Genomic DNA, 18,706 nt, shown 5'->3' on the forward strand with positions numbered 1-18,706 from the left:
CTCCTAAAACTCAATTGCCAAACGGGCTTTTGCGATATTTTTTCGATCAAATGTAATGTCTTTTTTTCGGGTTTTAATTTTGACAGTCAAAGTCAATTCTTCTTGGGTCAACTCTTTTAAGAAGCCTTCGTATTGCTTTTCACCTTCAATATTTTGATAAAGGGAAATATGGATATACTCACCTAAAGCCTTTTGATAGTCGGCTTCTTTTTTCAATGGACGTTCTGCACCAGGAGATGAAACTTCCAGAAAATAAGCTTGGGGGATCGGATCGGGATCTAACGCGTCTAATTTCTCACTTAATTTTTCACTGACAAAAGCACACTCTTCAATATCAATGCCACCTTCTTTATCAATAAAAATTCTTAAAAACCAACTTTTCCCTTCTTTGACAAACTCAATTTCCACTAATTCAAAATTTTCTTTGTCAACAATCGGCGTAACTAAATCTGTCACGGTTTCGATTACACTGCTCAAGCCTGTAGCCTCCTTTTCAATCCATTAAAAAGAGTGAGGGATTTCTCCCTCACTCACTCATCTGATTACTTTGTAATACTATCATAAATTTATAGAAAATTCAACTGATGGTTCATTGCATGTTGTTTCTTTCATTTTTCTTTACATATCAAAAAGTGAAAGCTGATTTTCATCAGGTAGATCCTTCAGAACTCCTTGATTGTCCATATACTCGATTAACGTTTTTGAGACTTTGCCACGAGTAGCCAAATCTTCTTTCGATAAGAAAATACCATCTTTTCTTGCTTCAACAATTTGGTTTGCTACGTTTAACCCTAATCCTGGAACTGCTCTAAAAGGAGCAATTAAAGTATCTCCATCAATCACAAAATCATGGGCATCGGATTTATATAAATCAATCATTGAAAATGAAAATCCACGTTCCAACATTTCATTACACAATTCTAATACCGTCAACTGATTTTTCTCTTTCGTAGTTGCATCCATTCCTTTATCAGTGATGGCTTTCATAGCAGCTTTGACTGCATCTTTACCTTTCGCCATGGCGACTAAATCAAAATCGTCAGCCCGTACTGAAAAATAGGCACAGTAATATAAAATTGGGAAATAGACTTTAAAATAAGCTACCCGTAACGCCATTAATACATAGGCTGCCGCATGGGCTTTCGGAAACATATACTTAATTTTTGAACAAGAATCAATATACCAATCAGGTACATTATTTTCTTTCATAGCTGCTAAATAAGTATTTCGCAATTCATCATCAATTTTGTTCCACATACCTTTACGTACCGTTTCCATAATCTTAAAAGCCATCCCAGAATCTAGACCAGCATGAATTAAATAAACCATGATATCATCCCGACAACCGATTACTTCAGCCAATGTTGCTTCTCCTCGCGAGATTAATTCTTCTGCATTGCCTAACCAAACATCGGTTCCGTGAGATAGCCCTGAAATTTGCAGTAATTCTGCAAAAGTAGTTGGACGCGTTTCTTCCAACATCCCCCGTACAAAACGGGTACCAAATTCTGGAATACCTAAGGTCCCAGTTTTAGAAAAAATTTGATCAGGTTCCACGCCTAAAACATGGGGACCAGAAAAAATTTTCATAACTTCTTGATCATCTGTCGGAATTGTTTTCGGATCAATTCCTGAAAGTTCTTGCAGCATCCGAATCACCGTCGGATCATCGTGTCCAAGAATATCTAGTTTTAAAACATTGTCATGGATCGAATGGAAATCAAAATGGGTCGTCTTCCATTCAGAACCTTGATCATCAGCCGGATATTGAATTGGCGTAAAATCGTAAACATCCATGTAATCAGGAATAACAATAATCCCACCTGGATGCTGACCAGTAGTCCGCTTTACGCCAGTTGCACCTTTAGCCAAACGATCAATTTCAGCATTTCTAAAATGTAAATTATGATCTCGTTCATAACCTTTTACGAAGCCATAAGCCGTTTTATCAGCTACCGTACCAATTGTTCCAGCTCTAAACACATAATCCTCACCAAATAAAACTTTGGTATAATCATGGGCTTTGGCTTGATAATCGCCAGAAAAATTCAAATCAATATCGGGAACTTTATCACCATGGAAGCCTAAGAACGTTTCAAAAGGAATATCGTGCCCATCTTTATTTAAACGAGTACTGCATTTCGGACAAGCTTTTTCCGGCATATCAAAACCTGAACCATAAGAGCCATCATCAAAAAATTCTGAATACTGGCAATTTGGACAATAGTAATGAGGCGGCAAAGGATTCACTTCGGTAATTCCAGTCATGGTAGCTACAAAACTAGAGCCAACTGACCCACGAGAACCAACTAAGTAGCCATCTTCATTACTTTTATGAACTAGTTTTTGTGAGATCAAATAAATAACTGAGAAACCATTACCAATAATAGAAGTCAATTCTTTTTCTAAACGTTTTTCGATAATTTCCGGTAAAGGATCGCCGTATAATTCTTTGGCTTTCGAATAACTCAACTCTTTGATTTCTTCTTCTGAACCAGGAATTTTCGGCGTATACAATTCATCTTTGACTGGGACAATTTCTTCACAAATATCAGCAATCGCATTTGTATTGGTTACCACAATTTCTTGTGCCAATGCTTCACCTAAAAAGCTAAAAGCTCTCAACATTTCATCAGTTGTTCTGAAATGAACGTCAGGTAAAGAATGGCGATTTAATGGGTTTGCTCCCCCCATTGAACTAATCAAAATTTTGCGATAAATCCCATCTTCTTCATTTAAGTAATGGACGTCACCTGTTGCTACGACGATTTTATCTAAATCCTTACCAATTTGAATAATATTTTTAATAATATCTTCCAAATCAGCCTGGCTTTTGACTAACTCTTGTTCAATTAACGGTGCGTAGACAGCTTTAGGCATGACTTCTATGTAATCATAGAAACTCGCTTTATTTTTTGCCTCTTCGACACCTTTTTGCATCATCGCTTCAAATATTTCACCATTTGAACAAGCTGAACCGACTAATAAGTTTTCTCGCAATTTTTTTAACTGAGAGCGTGGAATTCGCGGAACTCTTTCAAAGAAATTCACGTTAGACATCGAGATTAACTTGAATAAGTCTTTTAGTCCTGTCTGATTTTTAGCCAATAAAGTCACGTGAAAAGGTCGTGCTCGTTTGTAAGAATCACCTTCTCCCACATGATCATTGACTTGATCATGATAAAACATTTGATGATTTTCCATTGCTTCTTTGATGAAAATCCAAGCCAAATGTCCAGTTGCCTCGGCATCATAGACTGCCCGGTGATGCTGTTCTAAATTAATTCCAAATTTCTTAGTCAAGACTCCTAGACCAAAACGTTTAAATTGCGGGTACAGATATCGAGCCAATTCCAAAGTATCAATTACCGGATTGCTTGTTTCTGGCATATTATTTCTAACGTAAGTTGTATTAATAAAGCCAATATCAAAAGAAGCATTGTGGGCAACTAGGATGGAACCCTCACTGAATTTCTCAAAGAGTGTCATGACTTTTTTTTCTGATTTAGATCCCCTCACCATTTCATCAGTAATACCAGTTAGATTGATAGTGGTTTCTGATAACGGATGGCCTGGATCGATAAATTCTTCAAAGGTATCGACGACATTTCCTTTATGCATTTTTACAGCAGCTAATTCAATAATTGTATCGTAAACTGCTGAAAGCCCGGTTGTTTCTACGTCAAAAACAACATAAGTTGCTTCATTTAATTCAACATGACTGTCATTATAGGCAATCACAACACCATCATCTACAACGTTTGCTTCCACACCATATAAAATTTTCACGCCTGCTTTTTTCCCAGCAGCATGGGCATCTGGAAATGATTGCGCTCCTGCGTGATCGGTAATAGCTACTGCTTTGTGTCCCCATTTACCAGCTTGAGCGACTAAATCTTTAATATTATTGGTAGCATCCATCGTAGACATATTTGAATGTAAATGTAATTCGACTCTTTTTGCCGGAGCATTGTCTGTTCTTTCTGGATGTTTTACTTCCTGTAAATCTTGTGCATTCATAACTAAATCTCGCATAAAAGTATCTTCTTGAATGCTCCCTCGAACTTTTAGCCAACTTTTTTCAGGAATGGCATCAAACAATTGCTCATCTTTTTCGCCGTTGGAGAATTTCTTTACGACAAAAGAAGAGGTATAATCTGTCATTTTCAAGATTAAAATTTTGCGTTTCGAACGCAGCTCACGGATTTCTTTATCAAAAATAAAGCCTTCAATGGTTACACGACGTTCTTCTTCGATAATGTTGCCCATTGGAGTAATCACTTCATCAGTCGGAATATTTCTACCCATTTGGATTGGACCGCTTTGACTAGTCGCTTTTTTATCTTTCTTTTTGCTTTCGTAAGTAGCAATACTTTCCGCTGCTTGGGCCTGCATTGCAGCTTCTTGCTCTTTTTTACGTTCTTCGAAAAGCTCGACTACTCGTTGAGCCTGTTCTTCGTCAACTTCTGGATCAATACGTAATTTTGGAAAGCCAAAATTTTCTAGATTTTCCTCTATTAAGGGTAAATATTGTTGCTTCAAAAATGGAATGACTTGTTGATTATCAATTAACAAAATAATTTGGTTACCAGAAATAACTGGCAACGGCTTACTCAAAACTTGTTTGACTAATGGCGTATCACAATCTTGCTCTCTAAGCGCGATTTGCCAATAAGCTTGCAATATTTTTTCATCATAATTATTTTCTAAAGGAACAATATGTAGTTTTACACTGGCAATTTGATTGAAGGCAATTTGTAAATGATGATAAAAACGTAAAAATAATTCTGCCGGTAAAATTTTAGGTGTTTGAATATAAAATTCCCAAACTCTTGAATTTTGATGGACTACCACTTCTTTAATCGTTGCTTCTTGCATCAAAGAATTTTGCTGGTCTTCATCAGCTAATTCAATTTGTTGTAATAAATTTTCAAACATTTCGCGATTTTCAGACACCTTGACATCTCCTTCACTTTTTTTAAAGTACTTCTCAGTATAACTTTTTTTTCGATTTCTTGCATTACAAAACAAAAAGATGCGGCTCGATTATATCTGCCACATCTTTCATTAAATTTTTTTAAAAGAAAAAACGTTGAATATCATTCCAAGTTACTAGAACCATCAATACCATAATAAAAGCAAATCCAACCATCGTGATCATGCCTTCTTTTTCAGGGTCTAACGGTTTTCCGCGAATACCTTCAATAAAGTTTAAAACAATTTTCCCACCATCAAATGCTGGAATCGGTAATAAATTAACAATTCCTAAATTCATTGATAAGAAAGCCATTAAGTTAATCACCGTAGCTACTCCTTGACTGGCTGCTTGAGAAGACAACTGATAAATCATGACGGGTCCACCTAATTTATTTAAGCTAAAACCTGTGAATAAAGATCCTAACGCAGAAAGTAATCCGGTAACCATTGCAAAGGCTCCAGTAAAACCACTGGCAATTTTATCGATAATTCCGGTCTTCATGGCATTAGTTACACCAATTTGTCCAATGGTTTCATTGCCACTTTTGACACTTTTTGCAGTTAAAGTAGTTGTTTCTTTATTTCCATTATGACTGTATTCGATGGTTAATTTTTTGTCGGGATTTTGGGTGACAATAGCGGTCAAATCATTCCAGCTACTAATTTTTTCTCCATCAATCGATAAGATGCGATCCCCGTCAGCTATACCTGCAGCTTCTGCCGGACTGTTATCTTGAACGGTACCAATTTGGTTAGTATTTGTTACTGGCACGCCACCACGAATAAAGGCCAACGCGATTAATAATACAATCGTTAAAAGAAAATTATTCATTGGTCCAGCAAAGTTTGTTAAAATTCTTGACCCTAATTTTGCTGATTGGAATTGTACATCTCTCGGTGCAATTCGGACTTCTGTTCCAGTTTCTTCAATGATAGTTGCATCATGATTAACAGGATAGACGACTTCTTGGCTCTCATCACCGTGAACATAACCTTTTAAAGTTAAATCATCAACTAAATCGGCAGCAATTAATTCCATTGGTACACTATTTGGCAACTGAATTTTTTTACTAACATTAATTCTCTGTACTTCACCTTTAGGACTCAGCTCAACTGAAAGTGGCATACCAGGAGTCAAGTTTGTTTCTTCTTCCTCCAAACCCGCCATCCGTACATAACCACCAATTGGTAGCAAACGAATCGTATAAGTGGTGCCATCTTTACCCATATGAGCATAAATTTTTGGCCCCATACCAATCGCAAATTCACGAACCAAAATTCCTGCTCGCTTTGCAAAAAAGAAATGTCCAAATTCATGAACAATCACTAACACTCCAAAAACAATCAAAAACGTAATAATTGTACGCATTAAAATCCTCTACCTTCACTGATTTTCTTGTTTATTAGTCTATCATACTTATTAAAAAAGACCTATCTTTCTTTATCCACCGATAAAAAAATTTATAAAAAGAGCCATTAAGAAATAAAACTTTCTTAATAGCTCCAAAATTTATGTTTAAAAAATGCCAAGTAAATGCATCATTGGAAAGACAAACAACATACTGTCAAAACGATCTAAAATGCCGCCATGACCTGGTAAAATTTTCCCTGAGTCTTTTACTCCGTAATGCCGTTTAATTGCTGACTCTACCAAATCACCAAATTGACCAACAATTGAAAAGATAATTGTAAAAATAATCATCGTCAATAAATTATGTTGGAAAATCCCCGGCATCGCGATAACAAAAATGATTGCCACAACAACTGCGGATAAAATTCCGCCTAAAGCACCTTCTACCGTTTTATTTGGTGAAATATCTGGCCATAGCTTCCGATTGCCAAATCTACGACCAACCATATAGGCACCGATATCAGTCGCCCAAACAACAAAAAAGGCAAATAATAATAGTGCTAATCCTGCTGAACGAGCAACAACTAAATTTTGAAAACCCATCCCCACATACAAACTCACTAAAACTGGAAAACCAGCTTCATCAAAAGTATAGGTATTTTTCGAAATGACTGAAAATCCTAAAATAATCATCACTGTTAGATAGAATAATAAATAATTGCTTGTATCTCCAAAGAAAGAAAGATATTTATTTATTGGAAAAACTAAAAATACTGCTCCGAGAATGGCTAATACTCCTTCAAAGCTTAAGATCGCTAGCTGTCGCATTCTAAAAAGTTCATAAACACCGACACCTGCTAGAACAGCAGCTGCGATTTCGACTGCTATTCCGCCAACATATAATATTGGAATAAAAATAGCTAAAGCTACAACTGCAGTAATTACTCTTGTTCTCATTTTTTCTCCTCCTTGTCTAGTCCACCAAAGCGTCGGTTTCGCTTTTGAAAATCAGCAATGGCGGTTTCTAAATGTTCCCCATCAAAGTCTGGCCACAACGCTTTAGTAAAAAATAATTCGCTATAGGCTAACTGCCATAATAAGAAATTACTGATTCGTTCTTCACCACTGGTACGAATTACTAATTCGGGATCTCGCAAATCTTCAGGTAAAAACCCAGTCATTAGATGATTACCCATAACCGTTTCATCAATTTCCTCAACGGCTAAATGATTGTTTTGCACTTCCGTGGCAATACCTTTTACAGCTGTTAAAATTTCTGCCCGGCTGCCATAATTCAAGGCAAAATTTAAGACCAGACCATCGTTTGTAGCAGTCTGTTCGATAGCTCGCTTTACAGCATCTTGTGTATGGGCCGGTAAATATTGTTCGTAGCCCATAACATGGACCTGCACATTTTCTTCAATTAACTCTGGCACAAAAGTATCAAAAAAGTCGACAGGTAATTGCATCAAAAAGTTAACTTCATCATCGGGACGCTTCCAATTTTCAGTTGAAAACGCATATAAAGTTAATACTTTTACCCCTAAACGATTGGCATGCTTCGTAATTTTCTTAACCGTCTCCATGCCTTCTTTATGGCCAGCAACTCTTGGTAAACGGCGATTTTTAGCCCAACGACCATTTCCATCCATGATAATCGCGATATGTTTAGGAATAGCTTGTTTAGGATCAAAGGTTAATTGACTTTTTTCTGGTGTATATTTTTCTTTTTGCGGAAAAAATCGTAAGACCATTTTTTTCCTCCTCTTAACTGCGTTTTAATTCACATGCAATTATAGCAATAAAATAAGCTTTTTCCTATGACAAACCAATCATATTTAGCTTTTTTCAAGAAATAAAAAAATCTTAGAGAAAAGAACTTGCTCTCCTCTAAGAAATTTACAATGAATTAGCCTTCTAGCAATTCTTTTTCTTTGTCAGCGATAATACTATCGATTTCTTTCACACTTGCATCAGTCAATGCTTGAATATCTTTTTCTAGATTACGTAAATCATCTTCTGTGATTTCACTGGCTTTTTGTTGCTTTTTGTAAGTTTCCATTACATCACGGCGGACATTACGGACAGCAATTTTTGCGCCTTCAGCTTCTTTTTTCACATCTTTAGCCAATTCTTTACGACGTTCTTCAGTTAATTGTGGAATCACCAAACGAATGACATTGCCGTCATTTGCTGGATTCAAACCGATGTCAGAAGCTAAAATAGCTTTTTCAACATCTCCAATTGTACTTTTATCAAAAGGCGTAATCATTAATACCCGTGCTTCTGGAATAGTAATTGAAGCCAATTGATTAATCGGTGTTGGTGCACCATAATAATTAACCGTAATCCGATCTAGCAAGCTTGCATTTGCACGACCTGCTCTAATTTGTCCAAGTTGGCGTTGTAATGCTTCCTCAGCTTTTTTCATTTTTTCTTTTGCTTCTGTCATGACTGCATCTGCCATGTTATTTCCCCCTCACTGTTGTTCCGATATTTTCTCCCAAAACAACTCGTTTAATATTACCTGGTTGGTTTAAGTTGAAAACTACGACTGGAATATCATTATCCATACTTAGAGAGCTTGCTGTCGAATCCATTACTTGCAATCCTTTAGCAATCACATCTAAGTGAGTTAATTCATCGAACTTAACGGCATTTGCATCCAATTTAGGATCGGCTGAATAAACACCATCAACATTATTTTTAGCCATTAAAATCACATCTGCATCAATTTCAGCAGCACGTAATGCTGCAGTAGTGTCAGTAGAGAAATATGGATTCCCTGTTCCACCGGCAAAAATAACAATCCGACCTTTTTCTAAATGACGTTCTGCTTTACGGCGAATATATGGTTCGGCAATTTGACGCATTTCGATTGATGTTTGTACACGGGTTGGTACACCAATATTTTCTAACGCATCTTGTAGCGCTAATGCATTCATCACTGTCGCCAACATGCCCATATAATCTGCTTGTGCACGTTCCATACCCATCTGTGCGCCTACATTTCCACGCCAAATATTTCCGCCACCAACAATAATTGCCATTTCGATACCTAATTCGTGAACTTCTTTAATTTCTTCTACGATTTCTTTGATAATTGGTGGATTAATACCAAATCTTTCATCGCCGGCTAAAGCTTCGCCACTTATTTTTAATACTACGCGTTGATATCTTGGTTCTGTCATTGTCATACCTCCAGAGTTGCTCTAATCATATTTTAGCATAAATTTTCTCTGAAACCTATTGAGTTATGCTTAAAAAAAGGGAGCGCACAAAAGATGCGTTCCCAATCCTGTTTTTTCAAACAGTTTTATTTTTTCACTTGATTCATAACTTCTTCAACAAAGTTATCTTCGCGTTTTTCGATACCTTCGCCAACTTCAAAACGAACGAAGTCTTTAACTGTAGCACCTTTAGATTCAACATATTTTTCAACTGTCATATCTGGATCTTTAACGAATGGTTGGTCAACTAAAGCAATTTCTGCTTTGAATTTGTTTAGACGGCCTTCAACCATTTTCGCAACGATTTTTTCAGGTTTGCCTTCGTTTAAAGCTTGTTCAGTTAAAACTGATTTTTCATGTTCTAACTCTTCAGCTGGAATTTGGCTTTCGTTTACATAACGAGGATTAATTGCTGCCACATGCATTGCTACATCTTTAGCAATCGCTTCGTCAGTTGTACCATCTAAAACAGTTAATACAGCGATACGACCGCCCATGTGTAAGTAACCACCGAAAGCAGCATTGTCAGCTTTTTCTAAAACTTTAAAACGACGGAAGCTGATTTTTTCACCAATTACTTGTGTTGCTTCGATTAATTCTTCAGAAATTGTACCATTTGAAGCTTTAAGAGCCATTGCTGCATCTAAATCAGCTGGTTTATGTTCAGCTACTAAATTAGCGATTTCTGCTACTAAGTTTTGAAATTTTTCATTTTTTGAAACAAAGTCAGTTTCTGAGTTTACTTCAACAATTGCTGCAAAATTTCCGTTGATTGCGACTGAAGCTAAACCTTCAGCTGCAATACGATCATTTTTCTTAGCTGCTTTAGACATTCCTTTTTCCCGTAAAAAATCTACAGCTTTGTCCATGTCGCCTTCTACTTCTACTAATGCTTTTTTAGCATCCATCATACCTACGCCTGTCATATCGCGTAATTCTTTTACTAATTTAGCTGTTACGTTTGCCATTTTAAATGGTCCTCCTCTAATTTTTCTAAAAAAGCTGCTTCAAAGCCTTACCTTTGAAGCAGCTAAAGCTACAAAATTATTCTGCTGATTCAGTAGTAGCGTTGTCGCCTTCTACTGCTTCAACGATTTCTTCGATTGAAGTTGCTTGTTCGCCAGCTTCTGTTGCGAAATCTTCAGCACCAATTTGATCTTCGCCTTGGTTACCTTCGATAAATGCGTCAGCCATTTTTGCAGTGATTAATTTCACGGCGCGAATTGCATCATCATTTGAAGGGATAACTACATCGATTTCATCTGGATCACAGTTTGTATCCACCATTGCAACGATTGGGATATTTAATTTGTGTGCTTCTTGCACAGCAATACGTTCTTTACGAGGGTCCACGATGTACATTACATCAGGAATTCTAGGCATATCAGCGATACCGCCTAAGAATTTTTCTAAACGTTCACGTTGTTTGTTCAAACCAGCAACTTCTTTTTTAGGTAAGACTTCAAAAGTTCCTTCAGCTTCCATTGCATTGATTTGTTTCAAACGAGCGATACGTTTTTGGATAGTATCCCAGTTAGTTAAAGTTCCACCTAACCATCTGTGGTTTACAAAGTACTGACCAGAGCGGATAGCTTCTTCTTTAATTGCTTCTTGGGCTTGTTTTTTAGTTCCTACGAATAATGCAACGCCGCCATCTTCAGCAACATTTTTCATGTAATCGTAAGCTGCATCTACTAATTTGACTGTTTTTTGTAAGTCAATGATGTAGATACCATTTCTTTCTGTGAAGATATATTTCTTCATTTTTGGGTTCCAGCGACGTGTTTGGTGACCAAAGTGTACGCCGGCTTCTAACAATTGTTTCATAGATAATACTGACATTTGTGTTCCTCCGTTTTTGGTTTTTTTCCTCTCGTGATTTTTAAAGCTCATTTTCAAACTCTCTAATTAGAAAGCACCTTAAAAATAATCTAATCACGATGTGGATTTTTGCCTGTAGTCTCCTACACACAATTTAATATTATACAGTAGGCTAATGGGAAAAGCAACTTTTTCTCTTTCTTATAATTTTCCCAGATGAAACTAATATTTATAAATATTTTTACAATGTTCTGCTATAATTAGTGCATAAAATTTAATTAGGAGAATTTTTATGCGTAAAATTGATCGACATAATTTAATTAAAAAAATCATTGTAGAAAATCCCATTCGGAACCAAAATGAATTAATGGCTTTATTAAATCAAGAAGGGATTCATGCGACACAAGCGACCATTTCTCGTGACATTCGTGATTTAAAAATTGTCAAAACTATTGATGACACTGGACAGCCACAGTTTAAGTTGTTCCAAGAAAATCCTGAACCTTCTGAAGACGATGAGATGAAACGACTGATTAAGATGTCACAAGAAATCATCGTTAACGTAGATCGTGTACAATTCATGACCATTGTAACTACCTTGCCTGATAATGCCAATTTAGTTGCTGCGGTTTTAGATGAACTAAATAATCCATTGGTTGTGTCCACAATGGCGAGTTATGATACCATTTTTATTATTTCACGGACAGAAAAAGATGCCGAACATGTCCAACAATTTTTAACCGATCCAACCAACCATAAACTTTAAAAAAAATACTGGGAGTAAACAAATTTTTGTTTACTTCCAGTTTTTTATTTACTTAAAATTTACAATCTCAATCAGTTAATCACAATCTTTATTTATATTTTTCATGAAGTTGATCAGAACTTAATACTGTTTCGCTAGACTCAAATCAAAGGAGTGAGTCATGTGTTAGTTATTAAGAATCTATCAAAAGCTTTTCATCAACAAGCCGTATTAAAAAACATCAATTTAACTATAGAAACTGGTGAAATTGTTTCAATTCTAGGACAATCTGGTTCTGGCAAAACAACCTTACTAAATATTATTTTAGGTTTAGATCAAGCAACAGAAGGACAATTGTTTTTTAACAACCAAGATATAACCACTGTCCCGATGGAAAAGCGTCCTTTTAATATCGTGTTTCAGGACTATGCTTTATTTCCAAATTTAACGGCTTATCAAAATCTAACTTATGGTTGTAAGAAAAAACAAGTTCCCCAAAACGAGATAAATGAATTGGTTGATTTATTGAATTTATCGCCTCATTTAAACAAACCCATCCAACAATTATCTGGCGGACAAAAACAACGGGTTGCTTTAGGCCGTACTTTAATGACCAAACCAGAAATCCTACTGTTAGATGAACCTCTCTCTGCTTTAGATGGCGTGATAAAGGAATCAATCAAGCAAAAAATCCAAGAAATCGCCAAAAAACTAAATTTAACGGTCATCATCGTCACCCATGATCCAGAAGAAGCCATGACTATGTCCGACAAAATTGTTGTCCTAGACGAAGGCACCATTGCTCAATGTAGTACACCAGCAGAAATTATTACGCAAAAAAGTAATCGATTTGTTGAAGAGTTCATCATTCAACAATTAACTTTAAAACAGCAGAATATTCAGCAACTATTCCGACAGGCGCAGGGAATGTCTTATGAATAAATTGAATTTACAAACAAGCTTAAAAATACTCTTAACTGGATTCTTTCTTCTATTTTTGTTTTTACCCGTGGGATCCATTTTCTTTACTGCTTTCCCTTTTGAAGGAAAAGATAATTGGACAGTGTTTCTGGCAGTCTTTAACCAAGATTGGCAAGTTGCTTTTGCAAATAGTTTATTCTTTTCAATTTTAGCAGCCACTATTGCGACATTATTGGCCTTTTTATTAGCTTATGGAAATAATTTTACCGGTATCAATCAACGCTTTTTAAAGAGTCAAAGTCACGTATTGCAGCTACCAATGCTGATGCCAACAATCACCTATGGCTTTGTCCTGATCTATGCTTTTGGCACACAAGGACTTTGGGGGAAATATCTGCATCACTATTTTTCAATTTATGGTCCTTCAGGTGTAGTTCTTGGATTTATTATCTATATCTTGCCACCTTTATTTTTACTAATGAATAATTCGATGCGTTATTTGGATACCCGTTTATTTATTATTTCTAGATTAATGCAAGATAATATTTGGCAATCTCTTAAAAATACGATTCTACAACCCATGCTACCAGTGATTGTGGTGGCTTTCTTGCAAGGGTTTTTTATGAGTTTTACTGATTTTGGTATCCCAACAGCTTTGGCAGGTCAGACACCTTTTATTACTACCTTATTGTATGAGGGTTTTATGGGGACGATTCCGAATTTTCAATATGGTGCCATGATTGCTTTAACAATGCTATTACCTTCTATTATTAGCATTTATATTTTAAATCGACTGCAAAAGAAAGTGGTCGCTTTTGACCAGACTGCCCAAAAGAATATCCGTGAAAATAAAATTCGGGATTGCTTTTTTGCAAGCATGTTTTTACTTACGAATGTATTCATACTAGGAATTTTCGCCGTTTTACTGATTATTCCTTTCGTAAAAATGTGGCCATACGATTTAGTACCGACCATGGCGCACTTTACAGTATTCAGGCAAGACCAAACGTTATTGCTGACTTTAAAAAACTCTTTATTGGTTGCAGGGTTAACTGCGATTTTTGGAACTATTTTAGCTTATACGGCAGCCTTATTTACTGCACGGGAAAAGCCTAATAAGTTGAATCAATTAATTGATAGTTTCGCAACAGTAACTAACTCAATTCCTGGAATGGTTTTAGGGATTGCTTATTTACTACTATTTAGTGGAACAGCTTTACACAATGGTTTACCAATTTTAATTTTTGTCACAATGGTTCACTATTTTGCTACTCCTTATCAGATGGCTAAAGATGGCTTGCAAAAAATGAATCAGAATTGGGAGAATACCGGACGATTAATGGGCGATTCTTGGTTAACCACCATCCGGCGCGTGTTGATTCCCAATTCAAAAATCACTTTATTAGATATGTTTAGTTATTACTTTGTTAACGGTATGGTAACAATTTCAGCGCTAATTTTCTTAACTAGTGCCAATACAATGGTTATGACGGCTAAGTTGAAAGAACTTCAACATTTCGGTCGCTTTAACGATATATTCTTCCTTTCACTTTCTATATTAATAATTAATATTTTAGTACAGGGAACGATTCAATTAATAAAAAGGAGCTTAACAAATGAAAAAGAAAACACTCGTAGCAATTGGACTCACTATTTCAGCATTATTATTCGGCGCTTGCAGCAGCTCGCAAGCAGAAAAAGATCCACAAGACGACAAAGTAGTGATTTACACTAATGCCGATGAAGAACCGGTCGAAGTAATTAAAAATGTCTTGGATCAAAATGGTTATCAAGATCAGTATGTTTTACAGTCTTTTGGTACTTCAGAATTAGGTAGCAAAATGCTATCTGAAGGGACAAATATTGAAGCTGATTTAGTGACTATGAGTACTTTTTATTTAACGAGTGCACAAGATAGTAAAAAAATGTTCAAACCAGTCAATACAACCTTAGAGCCTTTAGACACAATTCCAAATTATACAGCGCCATTTACGGTTCAAGAAGGAACAATTTTTTATAATACGGAAGCGTTAAAAGAAAAAGGATTACCTATTCCTGCTAGTTTAAAAGATTTAGCAAAACCTGTTTATAAAGGTGCTTTGTCAATTTCTGATATTAAACAATCTTCAACTGCATGGTTATTATTCCAAGCGCTAATCGATAACTATGGTGAAAAAGAAGCCAAAGAAATTCTAGCAGACATTTATAAAAATACCGGCGATCATCTAGAAGCTTCCGGTTCGGGACCAATTAAAAAAGTTCGTTTAGGCGAAGTAGCTATTGGTTTTGGCTTAAGACATCAAGCAGTTAAAGATAAAAACGAAGGTTTGCCGATTGATTACGTTGAACCAACCGAAGGAACTTATAGCTTAACAGAATCACTGGCTTTAGTTGACAAAGGTGAAGCTACCAATCCAAAAGCACAAAAAATGCTAAATACAATTTTAACTAAAGGTCGTAATAATCTGTTGGAAATTTATCCAAGTCCCCTTTATCAAGGTGAAGAAAACCAAGACTTAGATACCGCAGCAAAAAATAAAATTTTTCCACAAACATTAACTGCAGAGCTTTTAGCAGAACATCAAAAATTAATTGATTAGGAGTTTCATTTATGAATTATAAATTATTAACCCCGGGTCCTTTAACCACTTCTGACAGTGTTAAGCAAGCCATGTTAGTTGATCATTGTACTTGGGATCAAGAATATAAAGAAATCACACAAACGATTCGCCAAGAATTATTGCAACTGGCCCATGTCACATCAGCTGAATACACAACGGTTTTGATGCAGGGAAGTGGCAGTTTTGGTGTTGAATCTGTATTAAGTTCAGTCATTGCACCCACAGATACGGTATTAATTTGTGTAAATGGTGCCTATGGTCACCGCATGGTTCAAATGGCAGAGCGTCACAGATTAAGTTATTATGTCTACGAAGTCAATGAAAATGAAGTGCCAAGAGCAAAGGATATTGAAAACATTTTAATCAGCTATCCAGAAATTTCAGCTTTAGCCATCGTCCATAGTGAAACAACTTCTGGAATATTGAATCCTTTAACAGAAATTTCAAAAGTGGCAAAAGAAAACAATTTACTCTTCATTGTTGATGCCATGTCTAGTTTTGGAGGAATTGAATTAGACGTAGCTGCTTTAAAGATTGATTTCTTGGTTTCCAGTAGCAATAAATGTATTCAAGGGGTGCCAGGATTTTCTTTTGTAATTGCTAAAAAAATAGCTTTGGAGAAACGAAAAAAACATGCTCGGACACTTTCACTAGATTTGTATGATCAATACCAAGTGATGGAAAAAGATGGTAAATGGCGATTCACTTCTCCCACCCATACAGTGTTAGCCTTTTTGGAAGCTTTAAAAGAACTAAGAAAGGAAGGCGGCATCAACCAAAGACATTTACGTTATTTGGCCAACAATCAGTTATTAAGAGAAAATATGGCTGATCTTGGGTATGAGAGCTACTTATCGGAGCATCAAGGACCGTTTATTACCTCCTTCATGTTTCCAACAAAAAATTTCTCGTTCACCAATTTTTATCAGCATTTAAAAGATCATGGTTTTGTGATTTATCCTGGGAAAATCAGCCAAATAGATTGTTTTAGAATCGGCAATATTGGTGAAATTTATCCCACAGATATCCAAAAATTAACTGAAGTTATCGCTACTTATCAGGAGGTTGCAAATGTCATTTAATACAGTTATTTTTGATTGGGCTGGAACCACAGTTGACTACGGTTGTATGGCTCCAGTCAATGCCTTTAAAAAAGCATTTATCGAACACAAGATAGAATTAACCAACCCAGAAATTCGTGAACCAATGGGGCAATTAAAAATAGACCACACTCGGACACTTATCAATAGTCAAAAAGTACAAGAGCAATGGCTAGCCCATTATCAAAAACTGCCTACTGAAAAAGATGTGGCAATTATTTATGCAGCTTTTGAAAAATATTTATTTAGCGATCTAGCAGCAAATTCCCAATTAAAACCAGAAACATTGCAAGTCATGGAGGCTTTAAAGCAAGAAGGTTTTAACATCGGCTCTACCACTGGCTACACCCGTCAAATGATGGAAATCGTAGCCGCAGAAGCGCAAAAACAAGGTTATTCGCCAGATTTTATTGTTACACCCGATGAGGTAGAAAATTTAGGTCGACCTTATCCTTATATGATTTATCAGAATATGCAACACTTTAAAAATCTTTCCTTAAAAGAAGTAGTAAAGGTCGGCGATACTCGCTCAGATATTGAAGAAGGAAAAAATGCCGGCGTATTTACTGTAGCAGTGATTGAGGGCAGTTCGGAAATGGGCTTGTCGCAAGCAGAATATGAAGCTTTGGATGTACGACAAAAACAGCGCTTGATCGTGAATTTAGAGGACCAATTTCACCATTGGGGAGCGGATTTATGCGTAAAAAATCTTGATGAACTAGTTGAGTATTTGGCAAAAGAGAATCAAAAAATAAAATTGTTTGGTTAAACATTTCAGTTGCAACGTAAATAATTAGCAATATAATTCCCCATAATCAAAGGGCTATGACGAAATTCGTCACAGCCCTTTGATTTATTTTTCTGGAACAATTAGTTCACCACTAATTATTTTTTCTCTGGCAGCATTTACGGCAGTTAACGTTTCTTCATCTAATTGCCCATCAGTTAAATCAACACCGTCTTCTTTAAGACCAAAAGTCAAAAGTTTTCCACCAGGAAATTTGTCGGTATAGGAATAATTAGCAATTTCTTCAACCGCTGAGCCAACATTCTTTTTAGTTGAAGTCAGGCAGAAATTTCCTGTACTACCATCAGCCATCTCGTAATCTCCTTCATCAGATTGATCACGATCAACACCAATTACCCAAACTTTTTGATCTTGATTATTTTCGTTGCGGGCCTTTGCTTCTTGGAAAACACCAGCACCAGTGCTACCAGCTGCTTGATAAATGATATCGGCTCCAGCTTCATACATTGAAGCAGCAATTGCTTTCCCCCGATCAGGCGCATCATACGAAGCAGCATATTGACTATTAACAGTAATTTCTTTTTCTAACGCTTCTGCGCCAGCAGCAACACCGGCTTCAAAACCTTTTTCAAAACGTGCAATGACTGGCCCTTCCATACCGCCGATAAACCCGACTTGACCTGTTGTAGTTGAATAAGCTGCCGCTAATCCGGCTAGATACGCACTTTCTTGATCATTAAAGGTAGCTGACACTACATTATCAACATCTTCCACTTCACCATCTACTAAAGCAAAATTTAAACTCGGATTTTGTTCAGCCGCTTCTTTAATAGCATCGGCTTGTAAATAGCTCAAACTAATAATGGTTTGAAATCTATTTTCGACTGCATTGGCAATATTTGTACTATTGTCTGCTGGTTCATTGGTTTCAATATAAGTAAAATCTTTTTTCTCAGTCAATCCTTTTTCTTTGCCCCAAGCTTCTAAACCTTCCCAGCCAGCTTGATTGAAAGAACGATCATCCACACCGCCAAAGCCGAGAACCAAAGCAATTTTCCCACTATCTCCTTGATTATCAGATTTCGACGTTTCACTACCATTGCCACAACCTGCTAAAACGCCCAAAAAAGCTAATACAAATAATCCCCGTAAAAATTTCACTCTTTTCCCTCTTTTCATTCAAAATATTTTG

General features: G+C 36.2%; 16 protein-coding genes. 6 read left to right on the plus strand and 10 right to left on the minus strand.

Annotation, left to right across the window (positions count from 1 at the left end):
• Positions 1-3: 3 nt before the first annotated feature.
• The 9 genes from rimP to rpsB form a co-directional block, all read right to left on the minus strand.
• A complete protein-coding gene (gene rimP, locus ACVWNY_RS07890; RefSeq protein WP_218325024.1) occupies positions 4-477 on the minus strand; it encodes a ribosome maturation factor RimP in 474 nt (157 codons plus the stop codon).
• Positions 478-618: 141 nt separating this feature from the next.
• On the minus strand, positions 619-4,956 hold the full coding sequence (locus ACVWNY_RS07895; RefSeq protein ID WP_218325023.1) for a PolC-type DNA polymerase III: 4,338 nt from the start codon (positions 4,954-4,956) through the stop codon (positions 619-621).
• A 121-nt stretch (positions 4,957-5,077) separates the two neighbouring features.
• On the minus strand, positions 5,078-6,346 hold the full coding sequence (rseP, locus tag ACVWNY_RS07900) for an RIP metalloprotease RseP (RefSeq protein ID WP_218325022.1): 1,269 nt from the start codon (positions 6,344-6,346) through the stop codon (positions 5,078-5,080).
• Positions 6,347-6,493: 147 nt separating this feature from the next.
• Positions 6,494-7,285, minus strand: a complete 792-nt coding sequence (locus tag ACVWNY_RS07905; RefSeq protein ID WP_218325021.1) for a phosphatidate cytidylyltransferase — start codon at positions 7,283-7,285, stop codon at positions 6,494-6,496.
• Positions 7,282-8,082 carry an undecaprenyl pyrophosphate synthase gene (gene uppS / locus ACVWNY_RS07910; RefSeq protein ID WP_218325020.1) on the minus strand — a complete coding sequence of 267 codons (801 nt, stop codon included), beginning with the start codon at positions 8,080-8,082 and terminating at the stop codon, positions 7,282-7,284. Before uppS ends, ACVWNY_RS07905 begins: the two co-directional genes overlap by 4 nt.
• A gap of 155 nt (positions 8,083-8,237) precedes the next feature.
• A complete protein-coding gene (gene frr, locus ACVWNY_RS07915) occupies positions 8,238-8,795 on the minus strand; it encodes a ribosome recycling factor (RefSeq protein ID WP_218325019.1) in 558 nt (185 codons plus the stop codon).
• Between the two features lies 1 nt (position 8,796).
• Entirely contained in the window at positions 8,797-9,519 is a 723-nt protein-coding gene (pyrH, locus tag ACVWNY_RS07920) for a UMP kinase (RefSeq protein WP_218325018.1), read from the minus strand.
• Positions 9,520-9,644: 125 nt separating this feature from the next.
• Complete coding sequence (gene tsf, locus ACVWNY_RS07925) at positions 9,645-10,526, minus strand: translation elongation factor Ts (protein ID WP_218325017.1); 882 nt, start codon at positions 10,524-10,526, stop codon at positions 9,645-9,647.
• 76 nt (positions 10,527-10,602) lie between these two features.
• Entirely contained in the window at positions 10,603-11,400 is a 798-nt protein-coding gene (gene rpsB, locus ACVWNY_RS07930) for a 30S ribosomal protein S2 (RefSeq protein WP_218325016.1), read from the minus strand.
• A gap of 271 nt (positions 11,401-11,671) precedes the next feature.
• Between rpsB and ACVWNY_RS07935 the strand changes: the two genes are divergently transcribed.
• The 6 genes from ACVWNY_RS07935 to phnX all read left to right on the plus strand — a co-directional run bounded on the left by ACVWNY_RS07935 (position 11,672) and on the right by phnX (position 17,535).
• Complete coding sequence (locus tag ACVWNY_RS07935; protein ID WP_218325015.1) at positions 11,672-12,145, plus strand: arginine repressor; 474 nt, start codon at positions 11,672-11,674, stop codon at positions 12,143-12,145.
• Between the two features lie 162 nt (positions 12,146-12,307).
• Positions 12,308-13,066: an ABC transporter ATP-binding protein gene (locus ACVWNY_RS07940; RefSeq protein ID WP_454071212.1), complete on the plus strand. Its 759-nt coding sequence runs from the start codon at positions 12,308-12,310 to the stop codon at positions 13,064-13,066.
• Positions 13,059-14,780: an ABC transporter permease subunit gene (locus tag ACVWNY_RS07945; RefSeq protein WP_218325013.1), complete on the plus strand. Its 1,722-nt coding sequence runs from the start codon at positions 13,059-13,061 to the stop codon at positions 14,778-14,780. Before ACVWNY_RS07940 ends, ACVWNY_RS07945 begins: the two co-directional genes overlap by 8 nt.
• On the plus strand, positions 14,662-15,645 hold the full coding sequence (locus ACVWNY_RS07950; RefSeq protein WP_218325012.1) for an extracellular solute-binding protein: 984 nt from the start codon (positions 14,662-14,664) through the stop codon (positions 15,643-15,645). Before ACVWNY_RS07945 ends, ACVWNY_RS07950 begins: the two co-directional genes overlap by 119 nt.
• 11 nt (positions 15,646-15,656) lie before the next feature.
• On the plus strand, positions 15,657-16,748 hold the full coding sequence (gene phnW / locus ACVWNY_RS07955) for a 2-aminoethylphosphonate--pyruvate transaminase (RefSeq protein ID WP_218325011.1): 1,092 nt from the start codon (positions 15,657-15,659) through the stop codon (positions 16,746-16,748).
• Positions 16,738-17,535, plus strand: coding sequence for a phosphonoacetaldehyde hydrolase (gene phnX / locus ACVWNY_RS07960; protein WP_218325010.1), 798 nt, complete (start codon positions 16,738-16,740; stop codon positions 17,533-17,535). Before phnW ends, phnX begins: the two co-directional genes overlap by 11 nt.
• Positions 17,536-17,619: 84 nt before the next feature.
• On the opposite strand, the gene ACVWNY_RS07965 is transcribed toward phnX, so the two are convergent.
• Complete coding sequence (locus ACVWNY_RS07965) at positions 17,620-18,693, minus strand: BMP family lipoprotein (RefSeq protein WP_454071213.1); 1,074 nt, start codon at positions 18,691-18,693, stop codon at positions 17,620-17,622.
• Positions 18,694-18,706: the final 13 nt, after the last annotated feature.

It is taken from the genome of Enterococcus sp. JNUCC 77 (assembly GCF_054819945.1).